At 35.0% G+C, this 20,539-nt stretch carries 16 protein-coding genes and 2 tRNA genes; 9 read left to right on the top strand and 9 right to left on the bottom strand.

The genetic code is table 11. The features are described from left to right. Positions 1-96 precede the first annotated feature (96 nt). The 4 genes from gyrB to secDF all read left to right on the top strand — a co-directional run bounded on the left by gyrB (position 97) and on the right by secDF (position 7,305). Positions 97-2,037: a DNA topoisomerase (ATP-hydrolyzing) subunit B gene (gyrB, locus tag BC962_RS13170; protein ID WP_121346492.1), complete on the top strand. Its 1,941-nt coding sequence runs from the start codon at positions 97-99 to the stop codon at positions 2,035-2,037. Positions 2,038-2,158: 121 nt separating this feature from the next. Then, a complete protein-coding gene (locus tag BC962_RS13175; RefSeq protein WP_121346493.1) occupies positions 2,159-3,130 on the top strand; it encodes a DUF6588 family protein in 972 nt (323 codons plus the stop codon). Between the two features lie 92 nt (positions 3,131-3,222). Next, the gene (gene mdh, locus BC962_RS13180) at positions 3,223-4,149 is read left to right on the top strand and encodes a malate dehydrogenase (protein WP_121346494.1); all 927 of its coding nucleotides are present in this window, start codon (positions 3,223-3,225) and stop codon (positions 4,147-4,149) included. 171 nt (positions 4,150-4,320) lie between these two features. Then, a complete protein-coding gene (gene secDF, locus BC962_RS13185) occupies positions 4,321-7,305 on the top strand; it encodes a protein translocase subunit SecDF (protein ID WP_121346495.1) in 2,985 nt (994 codons plus the stop codon). A 605-nt stretch (positions 7,306-7,910) separates the two neighbouring features. Here the strand turns inward: secDF and BC962_RS13190 are convergent. From BC962_RS13190 to folE, 5 genes are all read right to left on the bottom strand, one after another. Beyond that, positions 7,911-8,396 carry a DUF192 domain-containing protein gene (locus tag BC962_RS13190; RefSeq protein WP_121346496.1) on the bottom strand — a complete coding sequence of 162 codons (486 nt, stop codon included), beginning with the start codon at positions 8,394-8,396 and terminating at the stop codon, positions 7,911-7,913. Beyond that, positions 8,393-9,214, bottom strand: coding sequence for a prolipoprotein diacylglyceryl transferase (lgt, locus tag BC962_RS13195; protein WP_121346497.1), 822 nt, complete (start codon positions 9,212-9,214; stop codon positions 8,393-8,395). The genes BC962_RS13190 and lgt overlap by 4 nt, the downstream gene beginning before the upstream one ends. 80 nt (positions 9,215-9,294) lie before the next feature. Continuing rightward, positions 9,295-9,519, bottom strand: coding sequence for a membrane protein insertion efficiency factor YidD (gene yidD, locus BC962_RS13200; protein WP_121346498.1), 225 nt, complete (start codon positions 9,517-9,519; stop codon positions 9,295-9,297). Between the two features lie 10 nt (positions 9,520-9,529). Next, positions 9,530-11,017: a cysteine--tRNA ligase gene (gene cysS, locus BC962_RS13205; protein WP_121346499.1), complete on the bottom strand. Its 1,488-nt coding sequence runs from the start codon at positions 11,015-11,017 to the stop codon at positions 9,530-9,532. 37 nt (positions 11,018-11,054) lie between these two features. Further along, a complete protein-coding gene (gene folE, locus BC962_RS13210; RefSeq protein WP_183075511.1) occupies positions 11,055-11,732 on the bottom strand; it encodes a GTP cyclohydrolase I FolE in 678 nt (225 codons plus the stop codon). A gap of 146 nt (positions 11,733-11,878) precedes the next feature. On the opposite strand from folE, the gene BC962_RS13215 reads away from it, so the two are divergent. Further along, on the top strand, positions 11,879-13,735 hold the full coding sequence (locus BC962_RS13215) for a T9SS type B sorting domain-containing protein (RefSeq protein WP_121346500.1): 1,857 nt from the start codon (positions 11,879-11,881) through the stop codon (positions 13,733-13,735). A gap of 93 nt (positions 13,736-13,828) precedes the next feature. On the opposite strand, the gene BC962_RS13220 is transcribed toward BC962_RS13215, so the two are convergent. Next, on the bottom strand, positions 13,829-15,340 hold the full coding sequence (locus tag BC962_RS13220) for an OmpP1/FadL family transporter (RefSeq protein WP_121346501.1): 1,512 nt from the start codon (positions 15,338-15,340) through the stop codon (positions 13,829-13,831). A 15-nt stretch (positions 15,341-15,355) separates the two neighbouring features. Further along, positions 15,356-16,426, bottom strand: a complete 1,071-nt coding sequence (locus BC962_RS13225; protein WP_147405657.1) for a hypothetical protein — start codon at positions 16,424-16,426, stop codon at positions 15,356-15,358. 120 nt (positions 16,427-16,546) lie between these two features. Here BC962_RS13225 and proS point away from each other — a divergent pair, with 120 nt between their 5' ends. The 4 genes from proS to rpsT all read left to right on the top strand — a co-directional run bounded on the left by proS (position 16,547) and on the right by rpsT (position 18,771). Then, the gene (gene proS / locus BC962_RS13230) at positions 16,547-18,025 is read left to right on the top strand and encodes a proline--tRNA ligase (RefSeq protein ID WP_121346503.1); all 1,479 of its coding nucleotides are present in this window, start codon (positions 16,547-16,549) and stop codon (positions 18,023-18,025) included. A 247-nt stretch (positions 18,026-18,272) separates the two neighbouring features. After that, a tRNA-Glu gene (locus BC962_RS13235) sits at positions 18,273-18,344 on the top strand. 79 nt (positions 18,345-18,423) lie between these two features. Next, positions 18,424-18,495: transfer RNA gene (locus tag BC962_RS13240), tRNA-Glu, on the top strand. Between the two features lie 27 nt (positions 18,496-18,522). Then, a complete protein-coding gene (gene rpsT / locus BC962_RS13245) occupies positions 18,523-18,771 on the top strand; it encodes a 30S ribosomal protein S20 (protein WP_034924290.1) in 249 nt (82 codons plus the stop codon). Positions 18,772-19,055: 284 nt separating this feature from the next. Here the strand turns inward: rpsT and yihA are convergent, their stop codons facing one another. Together yihA and BC962_RS13255 are read right to left on the bottom strand one after the other, a co-directional pair. Continuing rightward, on the bottom strand, positions 19,056-19,661 hold the full coding sequence (gene yihA / locus BC962_RS13250) for a ribosome biogenesis GTP-binding protein YihA/YsxC (RefSeq protein ID WP_121346651.1): 606 nt from the start codon (positions 19,659-19,661) through the stop codon (positions 19,056-19,058). Between the two features lie 10 nt (positions 19,662-19,671). Next, the gene (locus BC962_RS13255) at positions 19,672-20,436 is read right to left on the bottom strand and encodes an alpha/beta fold hydrolase (protein ID WP_121346652.1); all 765 of its coding nucleotides are present in this window, start codon (positions 20,434-20,436) and stop codon (positions 19,672-19,674) included. Between the last annotated feature and the right edge of the window lie 103 nt (positions 20,437-20,539).

Genomic DNA, 20,539 nt, shown 5'->3' on the forward strand with positions numbered 1-20,539 from the left:
AACTTAAAGGTATTGAGGTGCGCTTCAAGCTAATAGGAGCAAGGGTTTTGTTATATTTGTCTGTTGCATAAAAAACAAATTTTAACAGAATCATAAATGAGCGAAGAAGTTAAGAAAAACAGTTATTCGGCAGATAGTATTCAGGCTTTAGAAGGCATGGAGCATGTGCGTATGCGTCCGTCCATGTATATTGGGGATACCGGTATAAGAGGATTGCATCACCTGGTGTATGAAGTTGTGGATAACTCTATAGATGAAGCAATGGCTGGCCATTGTGATACAATTAAAGTAACTATTACAAAAGAAGGGTCTATCACTACCGAGGATAATGGACGTGGTATTCCAATAGATTTACATAAAAAAGAAGGAGTTTCTGCCTTAGAGGTAGTAATGACTAAAATTGGAGCCGGAGGAAAATTTGATAAAGATTCTTATAAGGTTTCTGGTGGATTACACGGGGTTGGAGTTAGTTGTGTGAATGCATTATCTACTCATTTAAGTGCTACAGTTTACAGAGAAGGGGTTGTTTGGCGTCAAGAATATGAGCGTGGAAAACCTATGTATCCTGTAAAATCTATCGGTGAAACTGAACTTAGAGGAACGGTAGTTACTTTTACTCCAGATCCAACTATATTTCAGCAAACTGTAGAGTATAATTACGATACACTTGCAAGTAGAATGCGCGAGCTTTCGTTCTTGAATAAAGGTCTTAAAATTGTTTTAACAGACGAGCGTCAGTTAAATGAAGATGGAACTTTTGTTTCGGAAACTTTCTTTTCTGAAGAAGGTTTAAAGGAATTTATAAAATTTCTAGATCAAAACAGAGACCCTATTATTTCTCATGTAATCTCTATGGAAGGAGAAAAGAATGATATTCCTGTTGAGGTTGCAATGATATATAATACTTCATTTAATGAGAATTTACATTCTTATGTAAATAACATTAATACTCATGAAGGAGGAACTCACTTAGCTGGTTTTAGAAGAGGTTTAACTACAACTCTTAAAAAGTATGCAGATGCTTCTGGGATGTTGGATAAGTTAAAGTTTGAAATCGCTGGAGATGATTTCCGTGAGGGTCTAACTGCTATTATTTCTGTAAAAGTTGGAGAACCACAATTTGAAGGACAAACTAAAACTAAATTAGGGAACAGGGAGGTTACTTCTGCAGTTTCTCAAGCGGTTTCAGAAATGTTGGAGAATTACTTGGAAGAAAATCCTAGTGATGCTAAAACTATTGTTGAGAAAGTGATCTTGGCAGCCCAAGCGCGTCATGCGGCTAAAAAAGCGCGTGAGATGGTGCAGCGTAAAACGGTGATGAGTATAGGTGGATTGCCTGGAAAATTATCTGATTGTTCTGAGCAAGACCCTACTAAATGCGAAGTATACCTAGTAGAGGGAGATTCTGCAGGTGGAACTGCAAAACAAGGTAGAGATCGAGCTTTTCAAGCTATTTTACCACTTCGAGGGAAGATCCTTAATGTGGAAAAAGCGATGAGACATCGAGTCTTTGATAATGAGGAAATAAAAAATATTTATACTGCTTTAGGAGTTACTATTGGTACAGAAGAAGATAGTAAGGCCTTAAATCTCGCAAAACTTAGATACCATAAAATAGTGATCATGTGTGATGCCGATGTAGATGGTAGTCATATTGAAACCTTAATTCTTACTTTTTTCTTCAGATATATGAAGGAACTTATAGAAAATGGACATATTTATATTGCAACTCCACCGCTATATTTAGTAAAAAAGGGTCAGAAAAAGCAATATGCTTGGAATGATAAGGAGCGAGATGCGATTGCTGAAAGCTATAACGGTAGTGTACAGATACAGCGATATAAAGGTTTAGGAGAGATGAATGCAGAACAATTATGGGACACTACAATGAATCCTGAGTTTAGAACGCTTCGTCAAGTGAATATAGATAACAGTAGTGAGGCAGATAGGATCTTCTCTATGTTAATGGGAGATGAGGTGCCGCCGCGTCGAGAGTTTATAGAAAAAAATGCCGTCTATGCGAATGTAGATATATAAATTTATTAAAGCCCACTTATTATAGTGGGCTTTATTTTTGTTACTTATTAGTTAAAATTTATTTTCTGAATTTTAACATACTCTATTTTGTTATTTTTACGTTAATTATAAAACCTATACTGTGAGAAACCTCCTTAAATCTACATTTATCCTTAGCCTATTTTTTATATCTAATAATTCTTTCGCTCAAAATGATGTGGACGGATTAATAGAAGATATGTTATTAATCGCAGAAAATTTTGCAGCACCTGGTGCGGAGGGAGCGACTTTACAATCTAGTGCGGGTTGGTTTTCTTCGGCATCTACCTTAGAGAAATGGCAAGTAGAAATTTCGGTTCATGGAAATGCTTTGTTTGTTCCGAGTTCTAAGAAAAATAAATTAATTAACGATAACCAATTTAATAAACTATCCATAAGTGGAGCAAGTAATGCCTTGTTACCAACGGTGTATGGAGGCAATACAGATGCTGTTTATGAAGGCACCATTTTCGGTCAGGATTTCGATTTTGATGCAATTGATGGTTTAGATAAAGGTGTAGTCTTACATGCGTTTCCACAAGTAACGGTTGGACTGCCTTATAAGACAGAGATCGCTGTTAGATATTTACCTAAAGTTTTTATTAATGATGTTGGAATAAGTACTTATGGTGTAGGATTGAAGCATAATTTTTCTCAATATTTATACAAAAGATTGAGAGCAGAGGATTTTCAATTTGCCTTAATAGCTAATTACAGTAATTTTAAAGCAGATTATAAATTTATCCCAATAGACATTCAAATTGCAAATCTAAATAGGATTGATGTAGATGCAAATATGTACAATGTGCAATTAATTGGATCTAAACTTTATGATAATTTTGAAGTAATGGGCGGATTTGGCTACACTAATTCCAATTTCGACTATGCTTTTGGTGGGACTGGAGCTTCATTGCCAGCTTTAAATGATCAACTAGGGGCATTAGGAAATAGCGATGGGAAATTTAAAGGTAATATTGGGTTTAACTATTACTTTAATAAATTTAAATTCAGCACAGTTCTTTCTGCGAGTGGATTGTTCAATGCGAACGTTGGGCTTCATTACCGCTTGAATTAGAAGCAAATACATTTAACCATTCCTTATTACTTAACTAATACATAATTTGTATTTTCGTAAAAAATCAATAATTAATATTTAAATCATATAAAATGAAAGTTACTATCGTTGGAGCAGGTGCTGTTGGAGCAAGTTGTGCTGAGTATATTGCAATAAAGAACTTTGCTTCAGAAATTGTTTTAGTAGATATTAAAGAGGGTGTTGCTGAAGGAAAAGCAATGGATCTAATGCAAACTGCAACCCTTAACGGATTCGATTCTAAGATTGTAGGTTCTACTAACGATTATTCTAAAACTGCTGGTAGTGATGTTGTAGTTATTACAAGTGGGATTCCTAGAAAACCAGGAATGACAAGAGAAGAATTAATTGGTATCAATGCTGGAATTGTAAAAGAAGTTTCAGGAAATCTAATTAAGCATTCTCCAGACACTGTAATTATTGTGGTGAGTAACCCAATGGATACAATGACTTATTTAGTACATAAAACTACTGGCCTTCCAAAAAGTAAAATTATTGGAATGGGTGGAGCTTTAGATAGCGCACGTTTTAAGTTTAGGCTAAGTGAAGCTTTAGAATGCCCTCCGTCTGATGTTGATGGAATGGTGATAGGTGGACATAGTGACACTGGAATGGTGCCGTTAACAAGATTGGCTACAAGAAATAGTATTCCTGTATCGGCTTTTCTTTCTGAAGATAGACTGAATCAAGTTTCTGAAGATACTAAAGTAGGTGGTGCAACATTAACTAAATTGTTAGGTACTAGTGCATGGTACGCGCCAGGTGCTGCTGTTTCTGCAATGGTTCAAGCTATAGCATGCGACCAGAAAAAAATGTTCCCATGTTCTGCATTATTAGAAGGGGAATATGGTTTAAGTGATCTTTGTATTGGAGTTCCTGCAATTTTAGGGAAAGATGGATTAGAAAAGATCGTGGAAATAGAATTGACAGATGCTGAAAAAGCGAAAATCAAAGAAAGTGCTGAAGGCGTAAAGAAAACGAATGATTTATTGTCATTTTAAGCATTATTTCTAATATAATTCGGTGAAAACTGAATTTCAAAAAAGACCACTTTTAAAGTGGTCTTTTTTATTGTTAAAAAGTTAAATTTTTCAAAAAAAAATAATTGGCATTTGAATAATGAAATCCTATATTTGTCCGTTTTAAAAATTGATATTAAATAATAAAGAATAATGCAGAATAAAGGACTGATCAAGATTTTTGCGGTTTTATTTGGTCTGGTATGTATTTACCAGCTATCATTTACATTTATTGCCAGCGGAGTAGAGGGTGATGCAGAGGCGTTTGCTAAGCAAAAAATAGGAACTAACGTAGAGGGATATTCTGTACTGCGAGATGTTGAGGAAAATAGATATTTAGATTCTATTGGTGATAATGAGATTATTGCTGGAATTACTTACAACACAGCAAAAGATAAAGAGCTTAATAAAGGACTCGATCTTAAAGGAGGAATAAATGTAATTCTTCAAATTTCTGTAAAAGATATCTTAAAGGGATTGGCTAATGATAGTACTGATCCTACATTTAATAAAGCTTTAGCTGAAGCAGACGCTGCACAAAAAGACAGTCAAGAAAGCTATTTAGATCTTTTCTTTGAGGCATTCGAGAAAAATGAAGGAGCAAAATTAGCTTCTCCAGATATATTTGCCAATAAGACACTTAGCGATCAGGTGAACTTCGAAATGACCAATGATGTTGTTAAACCTATTATTAGACAAAAGGTAGACGAATCTATTACATCAGCTTTCGAGGTATTGCGTAAGCGTATAGATAAGTTTGGAGTTGCACAACCAAATATCCAACGTTTAGGGAATTCTGGAAGAATCTTGGTAGAACTTCCTGGGGCGAAAGATATTAATCGTGTTCAAAAATTACTTCAAAGTACTGCCCAATTAGAATTCTGGTATGTACATAAAAATACAGATTTCGGGAATTTCTTGATCAATGCAAATAATACTCTTGCACAAATGGTTAAGAAAGAAGATAAATCTGCAGAGAAAAAAGATACATTATCTGGTTCTGAAGAAGATGAAGAGATAGAGGCATTATTAGCAAGTACAGAAGATTCTTCTGAAGTTCAAACAGCAAACAATCCTTTATTAGACCTTATGGTTTCTCCAGGTTTTCAGGGGAGTCCAATTTTAGCATCTTTTGCTTCTAAGGATACTGCACAGGTTAGAGAATATTTAAATAAATCTCAAGTAAGATCACTTTTACCAGTAGATCTTCGCTTTGCAGAATTTGTATGGGGAGTATCTAAAAACAATGTTTCAGATCTTTATGCATTAAAAGGAGATCGTGAAATGACTCCTGCATTAACTGGAGATGTTATTACAGATGCTACACAAACTTACGATCAGGTAGGTAGAGTAGCAGTATCTATGCAAATGGATGGAAAAGGTGCTAAGATCTGGGAAGAAATGACTGGAAAGGCATATACTGAAAAAAGCAATATTGCTATTGTTTTAGATAATGTGGTGTATTCTGCACCGGGAGTTTCTACAGGCCCAATTAGTGGAGGTAGAAGTGAGATCACAGGAGACTTTGATATCACAGAAGGGCAAGATTTAGCGAACGTACTTAGAGCTGGTAAATTACCTGCTTCAGCAGATATTATACAAAGTGAGATCGTAGGTCCATCCTTAGGACAGGAAGCTATAGATAGTGGTGTTAATTCATTTCTAATCGCTTTATCTATCGTATTAATTTGGATGGTTTTCTATTATGGTAAAGCTGGTCTTTTTGCTGATGTTGCTCTTGTAGTGAACATCATCTTTATCTTCGGAATTTTAGCCGGTCTTGGAGCTGTGCTTACTTTACCTGGAATTGCAGGTATCGTATTAACGATAGGTATGTCGGTAGATGCGAACGTTCTTATATTTGAACGTATAAAAGAGGAACTGGCAAAAGGGAAGTCTCAAAAAGATGCTATTAAAGATGGATTTAACAATGCACTTTCTTCTATTTTGGATGCCAACATTACTACTGGTCTTACCGGTTTAATTTTATTGATCTTAGGAACAGGACCAATTAAAGGATTTGCTACTACTTTATTAATAGGTATTGCAACTTCTTTATTTACTGCAATTTTTATTACAAGATTATTTATTGATGGATATGGTAAAAATGGAAAGTCACTAGCATTTAGTACTTCTATTACTAAGAATCTATTCGCAAATATGAATTTTGACTTCTTAAGCAAAAGAAAAATCGCTTATACTATCTCAGGAATTTTTATTCTTGTAAGTGTTGGATCTTTCTTTATGAACGGGTTGAATCAAGGTGTAGATTTTATTGGAGGTAGAACTTATACTGTAAGATTTGCAGATGATGTAAATGCTTCAGAAGTGGAAAAAGATCTTATCGCTACTTTTGAAAGTGCAGAAGCAAAAACTTATGGTCCAAATAATCAATTAAAGATTACCACTAAATATAAAGTGGAAGATGAAGGGGAGGCGGTAGATGCAGAAGTTCAAAGAATGATGTTCGATGCTTTACAGCCGCATTTACCTGCAGATATGACTTACGATGACTTTACGGTTGGTTCTAACGAACGAGAAATCGGAATTATGGAATCTATGAAAGTAGGTCCTACTATCGCCGATGATATTAAAAATGATTCCTTCTGGGCAGTTTTAGGATCGCTAATTGTGGTATTCCTTTATATCTTATTGAGATTTAGAAAATGGCAATATAGTTTAGGTGCTGTAGCTGCAGTATTTCATGATGTTTTAATAGTGTTAGGTATCTTCTCTTTAGCATATAACATTATGCCATTTAGTATGGAGATTAACCAAGCATTCATAGCCGCAATATTAACGGTTATTGGATACTCCCTGAATGATACAGTAGTTGTGTTTGATAGGATTAGAGAATATGCGAATGAGCATACTACATGGCCAAGGAATAAAATTATAAATAGTGCTTTAAACAGTACATTGGGTAGAACATTAAATACTTCATTAACTACTATATTAGTATTGTTAGCGATCTTTATTTTTGGAGGGGAAAGCCTTAGAGGATTTATGTTCGCAATGATAGTTGGAGTTATTGTTGGTACATACTCATCTTTATTCATCGCAACTCCTGTGATGTATGATAGTGCTAATAAAAAGGCAATTAGAGATAGCAAAAAGAATGAAGAAGTTGTTGCTTAATTAGCAATTATTTTAATACAATAATAAAAAAGCTGCTCAGTAATGAGCAGCTTTTTTTGTTTTCGAGATTTCTAATACTGAACAGAATATACGTTAATGGAAAACCTGAGATAATAAAATTATCTCGCGAAGTTATTCACGTATGATGGATGCTTAAACGAATTCAGTATTACGAAAGTTAAATCAGTATCGTCATCCTGTTGAAGGCTCTCGTGATCGTTTAAAGAATTAATTAGATAAATATATAGATGCTGAAATAAATTCAGCATGACGTAAGTTAATTCCAGTATCGTCACCCTGAACTTGTTTCAGGGTCTGTTATTTGTGGCAACTTAGAATATACGTCAATGGAAAACTTGAGATAATAAAATTATCTCGCGAAGTTATTCACGTATGATGGATGCTTAAACGAATTCAGCATGACGAAAGTTAAATCAGTATCGTAACCTGTTTGTTGAGGGCTCTCGTGATCTTTTAAAGAATTAACTAGATAAATATATAGATGCTAAAATAATTTCAGTATAACGAAAGTTAAGACCACTATCGTCACTCTGAACTTGTTTCAAGGTCTAAATAAGCAGTATGAAATAGAGAACTAAATAAAATTAGTTTCTTAGGAATAACATTTTATCTCCTTCAGCAAGTTCCCATTCTTTTACCTTGCCTGCATTTACTTCTAATATGTATTGTGCCGGCACCTTAGAAGGTAATGAGGTTTCATCTAAGGGTTTTGCATTCTCTTGAAAGCTCACCACACTACTATCTTTGTTGAAGAAAATAAGATCCAATGGGATGTAGGTGTTTTTCATGTAAAAACTATGCAGCGTTTCTGTAGAATACACGAATAGCATACCTTGATTGGCTTTCATAGATTTTCTGTACATCAAACCAGTTTGTTGCTCGTAAGAAGTTTCAGCAAGCTCTATATCCAGTTTCTGTATAGTGTCCTCTGCTTTTAAAAGATATAATTCTCCTTCTTTTGTAAACTGAATTTCATCAGTTTCAATGGAAGTGTTTTTATCATTATCGGCACAAGAGAAAATGATCCCAAGACTAAATCCAGTTAATATGAACCTTTTTATTTTTTTCATGCAGCTACTCTTTTTGAAGGTCGTAGCATAAAATATAAACCAGCTAAAATAAAGGGAATACTTAGCCATTGACCGGTATTAATAAGCCAGATAGCTCTCTCTTCTACTTGAGGTTCCTTCAAGAATTCTACAAAGAATCGCACAGTCCAAAGCAAGACTAAAAATAAGCCAAATAGAAATCCTATTTTTTGCTTTTTATCTGTTTTCCAATAAACAAACCATAGAAGTAAAAAGATCAATAAATAACAGAAAGACTCATATAACTGAGCTGGATGTCTTGGAAAGCTCTCTCCCAGATTTTTAAAGATCACACCATAATCACTATTAGTAGGTTTTCCAATGATTTCAGAATTCATAAAATTACCAATTCTAATGAAAATAGCTCCACTTGCAACTGGAATTACCACTCTATCCAAGATCCAAAGAATAGGTTTGTCTAAAATGTTCTTTCTATAAAGGTACATCGCTACGATGATTCCAATAGCTGCACCATGACTTGCTAATCCGCGAAACCCAGTAAATTCAAATTCTGGCTCAAAACGAACCGGTAGAAAGATTTCTAATAAGTGATGTTGGAAATACTCCCAGTCATAAAATATAACATGCCCCAATCTAGCTCCTATTAAGGTTGCTAATACTGTATATATAAAAAGCGGATCTAATTTTTCTATTGAAACACCTTCTTTAGTATAGATACTCTTCATGATATACCATCCTAAGCCAAATGCTATAAGAAACATCAAACTGTAGTAGTGAAGCGTAAAAAATCCTAAATCTAATCCTTCAGAAGGACTCCAGGTTATAGCATTAAAAAGCATGTATTATTTTTTTAAATTGTTGGGTAAAGATACATATTTGGATGGTTTGGCAATAAAGCTTTAACTAAATAGCAAATGGATCAAGGAACTGGATCATAACCGCAACCTCCCCAAGGATTACAACTCGCAATTCGCTTTAGGCTCATCCAACCTCCTTTAAATACGCCATATTTTTGAAGGGCAACCAATGTATACTGAGAGCATGTTGGAGTATATCTGCAGGTTGCGGGAGTTAATGGCGAGATGACTCTCTGATAAAATTTTACCAAAAGAATAAAGGGATATGCCAAGCTTTTTTTTAGCACAGACTATGTTTTAATCTTCGAGGGTGAAAACTGTTCCTTCTTTCCCGTCTTTCAATTGGATTCCTAGAGCAAGTAATTGATCTCTTATTTGATCGCTAGTAGCAAAATCTTTATTGTTTCTAGCTTCAGCTCTTAATTTAATAAGTAATTCAACTGTTCCAGAAAGTTTTTCAGAATTATCCTGATTAGCCACTGTGGTGTCTAATAATCCAAGTACATCAAAAATAAAATCGTGCATTGTTGTATGTAAAAGCTCTTTATCTTCAGCAGTGATTTTCTCATTGCCTTCTTTTACTCCTACAATGAATTTTACGGCTTCAAAGAGTGTTGCTATTAAGATTGGACTATTAAAGTCATCGTTCATAGCATCATAACAACGCTGTTTCCACTCTTTTACAGAAAAGGTAGAGGATTCAGAAACTGGTAGTAGTGAGCTATTTCTATATGCGTCCATCAATCTATTAAATCCTTTTTCACTCGCTAATAGTGCAGTGTTAGAAAAATCAAGAATACTTCTGTAATTAGCCTGAAGCATAAAAAATCTTGCTACAGAAGGACTAAAACCTTTGCTTAAATTATCATTTTCTCCAGAGAAAATTTCATTAGGAAGGATATTGTTGCCAGTGCTTTTTGCCATTTTTTGCCCGTTAAGGGTTAGCATATTTGCATGCATCCAGTAATTAACAGGGTTTTTACCTGTAGAGGCTTCTCCTTGCGCAATCTCACATTCGTGATGTGGGAACTTTAAATCCATTCCGCCGCCATGAATATCAAACTGCTCTCCCAAATATTTGGTGCTCATTACGGTGCATTCTAGGTGCCATCCAGGAAAACCATCACTCCATGGAGAAGGCCAACGCATAATGTGTTGCGGTTCTGCCTTTTTCCAAAGCGCAAAATCCTGCGGATTTTTTTTATCACTCTGTGCAGCAAGTTCACGGGTGTTTGCGATCATATCTTCAATAGATCTCCCGCTAAGTTTTCCGTAGTCGTGATCTTTATTGAATTTTAGAACATCAAAGTAAACAGATCCATTTACTTCATAAGCAAAACCTTTATCAATAATAGTTTTAATGGTTTCTATCTGCTCTACAATATGTCCCGTAGCAGTAGGTTCTATACTTGGAGGTAAATTATTAAATTTCTGTAAGGTATTATGAAAATCTACAGTATATCGTTGCACGACTTCCATAGGTTCAATTTGCTCTAACCTGGCTTTTTTCGCAATTCTATCTTCACCACTGTCGGCATCATTTTCTAAATGCCCAGCATCTGTGATATTTCGAACATATCGGATCTTGTAACCTAAATGTTTAAAATATCTAAAAATAAGATCGAAAGAAATAAATGTGCGGCAGTTTCCTAAATGAACATTGCTATAAACGGTAGGTCCACATACATACATGCCTATGTGGCCTTCATTTATTGGTTTAAAAATTTCCTTTTCTCTAGAGATCGAGTTGTAAAGTTTTAAGCTTTGTTCTTTATAAAGAGCCATAAATTATTGCTTACTAAGGTTTGAATTATGAATATACTTAAAAGGATGTTTCTAGCTTAATGTAATCTAGAAATTCTCTTCTAACAGAAGTTTCTTTAAAAGCTCCGCCAAATTCACTTGTAACCGTGCTGCTTTCAATATCACGAATTCCTCTACTGTTAACACAAAGGTGCTTAGCATCTATAACACATGCAACATCTTGAGTTCCTAATGCATTTTGTAATTCCTGTACTATTTGCATGGTCAATCGCTCTTGGACTTGTGGCCTTTTTGCGAAATAGTCTACAATTCTATTCATTTTAGAAAGACCAATTACACTTCCTTTAGAAATATATGCAACATGAGCTCTTCCAACTATAGGTAATAAATGGTGTTCACAAGTTGAGTAAATAGTTATATTTTTCTCTACTAGCATCTCACCGTACTTGTATTTATTTTCGAATGTTGAAGCCTTGGGCTTTCTTTTAGGATCTAAACCGCCAAAAATTTCATTTACAAACATTTTTGCAACTCGCTGTGGAGTTCCTTTTATACTGTCATCTGTAAGATCCATTCCTAAAGTCTGCAAAATACTTTTTACATCTTCATTGATCCTTGCAATTTTCTCTTCATTGCTAAGATCAAAAGCGTCATCTCTAAGTGGATTATTTGCACTTGTAGAAACGTGAGCATCGCCCATTTCATCTATTTTATTTTCCATATGGTCTATCTTCATAGCACTTTTTTCAATACTAGTCGTAATCTATCTATTAGGCTTGCAAAGATACATATTTTATGACTCTTTAAGCTAAAGATTCTAAAAAGCCAAGGGATGCAATTGGGGTAAAATGTGTAATTTGCAATTCTTTGGTAATCTGATATATGAAGTCCCTATTATTCCTTACTATGTTTCTAGTGATCTCTCTTGGGGGAACCTGTCAGATTTATGCACAAGGAGATCGTTGTTCGAGTATTCAGCCGTTTTGTGCTGGAACTACACAATATGTTTTTCCTAATTCCAATGCTTTCAGTGGAGATTTAGCAGTAGCCGAAAGTGGGCCAGACTATAGATGTTTGGAATTTCAGCCTTATCCTGCTTGGTTTTTTTTGAAGATTAAAGATCCAGGAGATCTAAATTTTAGTATTAGTCAGACCGTAAACTCTAATGGTTCTGGTGGAACTTTAGATGTAGATTTTATTGCTTGGGGGCCCTTTAAGGAAGGCGATGATCTTTGTAGTAACAATGCTTTATCTGTATCTCGAATTGTAGATTGTAGCTATTCTCCATCTGCTACAGAGAATTTTGTAATTAATAATGCTGCTGAAGGTCAAGTTTATGTGGTTTTAATCACTAATTATTCAGAACAACCGGGTTTTATTAGATTGGAGCAGACCAATCAAAATCAATCGAATTCTGGCGCTACAGATTGTTCTATTGTGAATATTCTAGGGGATGATCTTTCGCTGTGCAATAGCGATCCTGTTAAGTTAACAGCGAAAAATGTAGATGCCTCTAGATACGAGTATTATGTTTTTAATGATGGGATTAATGATTTTGAATTATTATCAGACCAGGTGAGTCCAGATTTTACGGTTTCTACAACAGGAAGGTATAAAGTGATTGCGATTAATGATAATACAGGATTAAGATTTGATGATGAAATTTTAGTAGAGTATTTTGAAAAACCAATTGCAATTGAGCCGAATGATCTTTTAGGATGTAGTATTGAACCGACAGCAATATTTGATCTTTCTCAGGTTTATACTGAAATTACTCAGGATCCTCAAAACGCGAATTTTTTATTCAACTTAAATTTTTATAGCAATGAAACTAATTTTGCTAATAGAATAGCCATCGAAAATCCTAATTCTTTTGAAGGAGTAGATCAGCAGGAAATTTTAGCTACTATTACCAATCAGGAATCTGGATGTGTTTCAGACCCAGTTGCATTTATACTGAAAATAGCTTCAATCCCTATAATAGAATTAGAGACTGAAACAATATTCTGTATAGATTCAGAAGGAAATTTATTAAATCCTCAATCTATAGGAAAAGATCTTGGTCCAGATTTTATTTATAATTGGAATGTAAATAATGATCCAGATGGGGATGGAGTGCAAAATCCTATTCTCTCCTTAATTGAAGCACCTGCCAATCCTACTATTTCAGTAGAAATTATTAATAAGCTTACCGGCTGTTCTAATAATTTTACTACGAATCTATCTTATTATTCTGCACCCAAAAATGTTAGGGTGTCTATTGCTGGAAACGACTTTGAGGATGGGTATATTGTGTCTGTCATGATAAACAATATTGTGGAAGAAGGGCCAACTTATGAATATCAGTTGGATAATAGTGCCTGGCAAACTCAAGTAAATTTCACAAATGTAAAACCAGGATTACATACAGTTTCGGCAAGAGATATTTATGGCTGCGGAATGGCTACTTCTGCTGAATTTAGACTTATTGGGTATGCTAGATTTTTTACTCCGAACGGGGATGGTTTTAACGATACTTGGAACATTATAAATGATCCTGAGATTTCTATTTCTAAGATATTCATATACGACAGGTATGGTAAACTCATCAAGCAGTTAGATCCCCGCGGAAATGGTTGGGATGGAACGCTTAATGGTAAAAACATGCCGGCAGATGATTATTGGTTTACAATAGACATGAAGGATCAGGAAACTGGAATAATATCCGAATTCAGTGGTCATTTTACTTTGAAAATATAGGAATTGTCTTGAATGATCTTCCTTTAATAAAATAAAACCTCGCATCTTTTTTATAAGACACGAGGAGTATAATTAAGTTTAAATGCTGTTTTGCTAGATTCCGAAACTTAAGGATAACACTACACTTGAAAAATCTCTTTGAATATTAGCTGTGTTAATAAGTCCCACTTGATATAATTGAGGATTGTCTGTTCTGGAGGATTGATCGTAAGAAAGATCTGCTTTAATAGAACCAAAATCATAACCAACTCCTGCAGAATAACCATTAAGATCCCCTAGAGTGATTTCATTCTTATAAGGACTTTCTTCAAATCTGTAACCTCCTCTTAAGCTCCAGTTTTGGATTCTATATTCTCCTCCAATTTTATAAGTGGAAGCAGCTTTTAGATTTTCCGAAATTAAATTGTTTTGAAAAGCGAATTCAGGATCATTTGATGGTCTAAGTTCTGTATTGGAAAAATCTTTATATGAATAATCAAAACTAATCAATCCCTTACTGCCAAATAGCACAGCTAAACTTCCTGTAAGCTTACCTGGTGTTTTTAAGCGATAATCTGGATATACGTTAACTACATTAGGATCTACAATTACTCTATCATTAAATTCATTGCTAAAAGTCTCTAAACGCTGAGTAGCTTGTTCTTCAATTAAATACCAAGTCGGAGTATCGTAAGTTAGCCCAAGTCTAAGGTTATCTGTTATATTAGCTATAGTACCTAGTTGAAGCGAAAATCCATTTCCTGTGGTACTTAAATTATTTGAAAAAACGATCTGGTTAGTTTCGCTTCCACTGTTAGAATTCTGTTCAACAAAACGTGTAGCTCTATCATAATTTAAAAAATGTGCATTCAAATTAATTCCAAAGTGAAGAAAGTCCTTATACTTTGAAGAGAAATTTATAGCAAACTTACCATTTAGGCCCGTTGCGATATAGGAATGTTGCTGATCAAAGCTTCCAGAACCAAGATTGGAACTGTAAGAGGTATTGTTAGGATCATTACTGTCAGGATTTATAATAAAGCCCTGAAATCCTAAAAATGCTTGTTGAGCTCCGAAGCCTTCATTTTCACCTAAGAATAAATAAAGGTCAGTTAGACTTTCATTAGTCATAGTCTCCAAAAGATCCAATGGTACTCCATTAGCATAATCTAGAAAATACTGATCTATAGAATTAGTACTTGTCCCTTGTGCTATATAACTATCATCAAAAGAATTGTTTTGAGAATAATTAACTCCAAGAACAAATTTTTTCCAAGGATTATTATCATTTGTGCTGTTAAAAACTAAAACAGCTCCAGCTTGATCAAAGTATACATCAGAATTTTCATTAGAAGTAAGCCCATTAAAATAACGAGTATCATTCTGCCTGTTGTTGTAGCTTAAAGTAACCGTTGCGGCACTGCTTAAAAAGATAGCAGACCCAGCCGGATTAATAGATATTGCAGATAGATCTCCTCCCAATGCGCCAAATGCACCGCTCATAGCTCTGTATCTAGCAGTACCTGAAAGTTGATCTGATGAATACCTCATAGCATCTGTTATATCTTGAGCTTGAGAAAAGCTCATAACCGCCAAGGCTATTAATGTAAAACATAGCTTTTTCATAGAATAAAAACTTATTTATTGATTACCTCTTCCTCTGTTACTACTACTGCTGCTTGATGGTGTTCTGTTGGAGGAACTTGAACTAGAACTTCTCACCGCATTAGAAGATCTTCCTGTGTTAGAGGTGCTTCTAACTGTAGAAGATGAGCTTCTGCTGGAATTGGATCTAGAGTTAGTGCTAGTACTTCTTCTTGCAGTAGAATTTCTACTTCTAGAATAGGAGCCATCAGAATTAGAGCGGGTATTATAAACTCGTGAGGTGGTCGCTCTTCTGGTGATACCGTACTCATCGTTGGAGTTTCTAATGTTTCTTATAGATCTGGAGTAAGTAGAACTTCTACCTCTATCATCTAAGGCAGACGCATTTCTTATTGCAGAATTTCTATTGCTACTATAAGTATTTGCACCTCTTCGCCCATAATTATAAGCTACGTTTTGTCTAAAATAATGTTGTCTTGAAGAATAGTGATAATAAGGATTATAGTAGCCTCCACCGCCGTAGATAAATGGATGTACAGAAAAACCTATCCCGTAGCCATATCCATGACCATACCCGAAACCATGGCCATATCCAAAACCATATCCATAATAAGGAGAATAGAAACCTGGTCCATAAGGGCCATAAATATTTCCAGGTCCCCAAAAATTATTATATCCATAATACCCCAGACCACCATAAGGATAAAAGCCTCCATAGAAGCCATCATTGTAAATATTTATGGAATAACTGGAAGGAGAATCACCCCAAGGAGCATTACCACCTTGATAACTGGTATTTTCGTTGTTGTAATCGTAATTTCCTGTTGAAGAATAGGCATCTACATCTGTAAAAATAGCATCATCGGCTAAAACATCTCCGTAAAGAGCGGCTTCTTCTTCGAACAATCTTTTATAGTAATCGCCGTTATCTTCTCTACTTCCGTATTCAACTTCAGAAGAAGCTAGTTCTATATTTTCGTCGTCGCCATAAATTCCATCATTAGAAGTACCTGCATATTGGTAAGAACCGCAAGATGTCAACAAAAGACTAGACACAGCAGCCATGAAGAAGTATATCGATTTTGGTATATAATTATAAAGTTTCATTAGCAGAGGTTTTAATTGTTGAACATTACAAAATTAGTTAGTTTTGCGCTAACTAGTTGCAACTTGAGTTAATTAGCTACAACGCTAGTAAAAGTGCAACATTTATGCCAAATAAGAGGAATGAGTAAGAAATTAACTGCTAGGAAAGAAGATTATTCGAAATGGTATAACGAATTGGTAGTCAGTGCCGATTTAGCCGAAAACTCCGCTGTGAGAGGTTGCATGGTAATTAAGCCATATGGATATGCCATTTGGGAAAAAATGCAAGCCGAATTAGATAGAATGTTCAAAGAGACAGGTCATCAAAATGCCTATTTTCCATTATTTGTACCGAAAAGCCTTTTTGAGGCAGAAGAGAAAAATGCGGAAGGTTTTGCAAAAGAATGTGCTGTAGTCACTCATTATAGATTAAAAACAGATCCAGAAAACAGTTCAAAATTAATTGTAGATCCAGATGCTAAGTTAGAAGAAGAGCTTATTGTAAGGCCTACTTCTGAAGCTATTATTTGGAGTACTTATAAAGGTTGGATCCAATCTTATAGAGATCTACCTATACTTATAAATCAATGGGCCAATGTGGTGCGTTGGGAAATGAGAACCAGATTGTTCCTTAGAACTGCGGAGTTTTTATGGCAAGAAGGGCATACTGCTCATGCTACAAAACAGGAAGCAATTGAAGAAGCTGAACAAATGAATGACGTGTATGCGAAATTCGCTGAAAATTTTATGGCTATTCCTGTGATTCAAGGAACAAAAACAGCTAATGAGCGTTTTGCTGGAGCTGAAGAGACTTATTGTATAGAAGCTTTAATGCAGGATGGAAAAGCTTTACAGGCTGGAACTTCACATTTTCTAGGTCAAAATTTTGCCAAGGCGTTCGATGTTAAGTTTGCTACTAAAGAAGGAAAGCTGGAGCATGTATGGGCTACATCTTGGGGAGTTTCCACTAGATTGATGGGAGCTTTAATCATGACACATAGTGATGATCAAGGATTGGTGTTACCTCCAAACTTAGCACCTATACAAGTTGTTATTGTTCCAATATATAAAGGAGAAGAGCAATTAGCTCAAATTTCTGAAGTTGCTGAACAGCTGGCTGCCGATCTTAGAAAAGCAGGAGTTATTGTGAAGTATGATAACAGAGACACGTACAAGCCGGGCTGGAAGTTCGCACAGTACGAATTACAGGGAGTTCCGGTAAGAATTGCTATTGGGCCTAAAGATCTTGAGAAGGGTAGTGTAGAATTAGCGAGAAGGGATACATTAACAAAAGAATTTGTCTCTCAAGAAGATGTGGTGGAGAAAGTGAAAAGTTTAATGATAGAGATTCAGGAAAACCTCCATAATAGAGCTAGAGATTATAGAGATTCTCATATTACCGAAGTGGATACTTTTGAAGAGTTTAAAGAGGTTTTAAAAACCAAAGGTGGATTTATTTCTGCTCATTGGGATGGATCCTCAGAAACTGAATTGAAGATCAAGGATAAAACCAAGGCTACAATAAGATGTATTCCTATGGGGCAAAAGCGAGAAGAAGGGAAGTGTGTTTTCACAGGAAATCCTTCAACTCAGCGTGTATTATTTGCTAAGGCATACTAATACACGCTAATTTGTTGCTTTAAGAAAAAAAATATAATTCATTTTTAGAATAAAAGATGAAGTCTAAAAAGCTTGATTTTAGATTAGGAAAGGCTAAATCACTAGGAATTAGACGTGTTGTTGAAATATTGAGAGTTTGAAATTGTGGAGTAAATAGAAAGCTAATATTTTTTTCAGAAAAATATAGATCAACATTTGCGTCATTAAAAAATAGTTGTATTTTTGCATCCGCATTAAAGCAAAAACTGGTCCGTTCGTCTAGGGGTTAGGACGCATGGTTTTCATCCATGTAACAGGGGTTCGATTCCCCTACGGACTACAAAGCAATTTTAGGATTGCAAAACTTATAGAAATATAAGTTGATCTGTTGGAAAGCAGGTGTTTTTTGAAACAATAATGGTCCGTTCGTCTAGGGGTTAGGACGCATGGTTTTCATCCATGTAACAGGGGTTCGATTCCCCTACGGACTACTTTAAAAATAATCAAATACATTAGTAATGGCAAATCATAAGTCAGCGTTAAAAAGAATTCGTAGCAATGAGACCAAACGTCTTAGAAATCGCTACCAACATAAAACTACCAGAAACGCTATCAAAAAGTTGCGTGAAGCAGACAAAAAGGATGCTGAAACATTATATCCTTCTGTAGCTTCAATGATTGATAAATTAGCGAAGAACAACATAATACACGACAATAAAGCTTCTAACTTGAAGTCTAAATTGGCTAAGCACGTAGCTGCACTATAATTATATAGTTAGTGTTTAATATTTTTAGAAACTGTTGAAAATGAAAATTTTCAGCAGTTTTTTTGTTCTCTAAAATCTCCGAAAAATTTTCTACAGATTGCTTCCTTCGGTAACAAGAATCATTTCTAACTAGCAATATTCAAGTTTTCGTCCTGCCGAACTTGTTTCAGCATTTCGCTAAGTTGTGTAGAGACCCTGATACAAGTTTAGGGTGAAGTGCTGATCAATCTTTCTGTATGAAAAAAGTATATATTGATTCTTGAGAAGATTAATCTCGAAGCTGTTTAATTAGATATAAACTGATTATTTAAGTCCTCAATATACTTAAGAACTTCATCTCGTCCAAGATCATTGGTAGAGCTAGTGATAAAATGAACTGGCATTTCTTCCCAGATCTCCAGCATCTTTTCTTTGTATTCTTCTACATTTCTTGTTAATGCATTTGGCTTAAGCTTATCTGCCTTTGTGAAGATGATGCAAAACGGAATACCGTGTTCTCCTAGCCATTGCATGAACTCTAGATCTATAGGTTGAGGATTGTGCCTGCTATCAATAAGAACAAAAGCGCAAAGCATTTGTTCTCGTTGTTCAAAATATTGAGTAATAAATTTTTGGAAGGTCTTTTTAATAGATTTGGAAACTCTTGCATATCCATAACCTGGAAGATCTACTAAATGCCAATCTTTATTGATTAAGAAATGATTGATGAGTTGAGTTTTCCCTGGTCTTCCAGACGTTTTAGCAAGACTTTTTCTGGCAGTAAGCATGTTGATAAGGGAGGATTTTCCTACATTACTCCTTCCAATAAATGCATATTCCGGCAATTTACTGTTTGGACATTTTGCAACATCACTGTTACTTACTACAAATTCAGAAGATTTTATTATCATTATTTCTTTCTTAGAAAGATCTTTTTTGAAGCCATTCAAACAATAGCTCGTTAAAGGTATCTGGATGTTCCATCATTGCTGCATGCCCACATTCGTCTATCCAATAAAGATCTGAATCTGGTAGCAATTTGTTAAAGTCTTCTGCAACATCCGGAGGAGTTACATTATCATTTCTACCCCATATAATACAAGTGGGAGTTTCCATTTTTGGAAGATCTTTAGCCATATTATGACGAATCGCGCTTTTAGCGATAGCCAATGTTTTTACAAGCTTATTTCTGTCGCCAATGGTGTAATAAACTTCATCTACAATTTCCTTAGTGGCAACAGCTGGATCGTAAAAAACATTTTGTGCTTTTTTCTTTATGAACTCGTAATCTCCACGTCTTGGATAGCTTTCGCCCATAGCATTCTCGTAAAGACCAGAACTTCCTGTAATAACCAGACCTTTCACTAATTCTGGATACATTTTAGTACATAGTAAAGCAATATGACCGCCCAATGAGTTACCAAGAAGAATCACTTCAGAAAAACCCTTAGACTCAATAAAGTCTTTAAGATATTTAGCGAATGTTCCAACGCTTGTTTTAAGCAAGGACATATTATAAAGTGGTAATTCTGGAATTAGAACCTTATAACCTTTCTCAGGGAAATAATTCACAACGCCGTCAAAATTACTAAGGCCACCCATGAGTCCGTGTAAAATTACTATTGGTGTTCCTTCCCCTTTTTCTAGGTAAGTAAATTTTCCTTCTTGCTGTAAATCGTGTTCCATGAATGCCATTTGCAATTAGCAATCGCAAATATAGCGATTTCAGTACAAGTATAATCATTTTTACTTAATACATAACTTTATTGGGCAATGCTTTTTCTGATTA

It is taken from the genome of Gillisia mitskevichiae, assembly GCF_003634585.1.
GTDB lineage: Bacteria > Bacteroidota > Bacteroidia > Flavobacteriales > Flavobacteriaceae > Gillisia > Gillisia mitskevichiae.

Excerpts from the sequence above, each read along its gene's own strand:
- BC962_RS13255 (WP_121346652.1), bottom strand. The coding sequence starts at position 20,436 with ATGGAACACGATTTACAGCAAGAAGGAAAATTTACTTACCTAGAAAAA.
- cysS (WP_121346499.1), bottom strand. The coding sequence starts at position 11,017 with ATGGCTCTTTATAAAGAACAAAGCTTAAAACTTTACAACTCGATCTCT.
- yihA (WP_121346651.1), bottom strand. The coding sequence starts at position 19,661 with ATGATAATAAAATCTTCTGAATTTGTAGTAAGTAACAGTGATGTTGCA.
- BC962_RS13190 (WP_121346496.1), bottom strand. The coding sequence starts at position 8,396 with ATGAAAAAAATAAAAAGGTTCATATTAACTGGATTTAGTCTTGGGATC.
- mdh (WP_121346494.1), top strand. The coding sequence starts at position 3,223 with ATGAAAGTTACTATCGTTGGAGCAGGTGCTGTTGGAGCAAGTTGTGCT.
- secDF (WP_121346495.1), top strand. The coding sequence starts at position 4,321 with ATGCAGAATAAAGGACTGATCAAGATTTTTGCGGTTTTATTTGGTCTG.
- rpsT (WP_034924290.1), top strand. The coding sequence starts at position 18,523 with ATGGCAAATCATAAGTCAGCGTTAAAAAGAATTCGTAGCAATGAGACC.
- gyrB (WP_121346492.1), top strand. The coding sequence starts at position 97 with ATGAGCGAAGAAGTTAAGAAAAACAGTTATTCGGCAGATAGTATTCAG.
- BC962_RS13215 (WP_121346500.1), top strand. The coding sequence starts at position 11,879 with ATGAAGTCCCTATTATTCCTTACTATGTTTCTAGTGATCTCTCTTGGG.
- BC962_RS13225 (WP_147405657.1), bottom strand. The coding sequence starts at position 16,426 with ATGAAACTTTATAATTATATACCAAAATCGATATACTTCTTCATGGCT.
- lgt (WP_121346497.1), bottom strand. The coding sequence starts at position 9,214 with ATGCTTTTTAATGCTATAACCTGGAGTCCTTCTGAAGGATTAGATTTA.
- BC962_RS13220 (WP_121346501.1), bottom strand. The coding sequence starts at position 15,340 with ATGAAAAAGCTATGTTTTACATTAATAGCCTTGGCGGTTATGAGCTTT.
- proS (WP_121346503.1), top strand. The coding sequence starts at position 16,547 with ATGAGTAAGAAATTAACTGCTAGGAAAGAAGATTATTCGAAATGGTAT.
- folE (WP_183075511.1), bottom strand. The coding sequence starts at position 11,732 with ATGAAGATAGACCATATGGAAAATAAAATAGATGAAATGGGCGATGCT.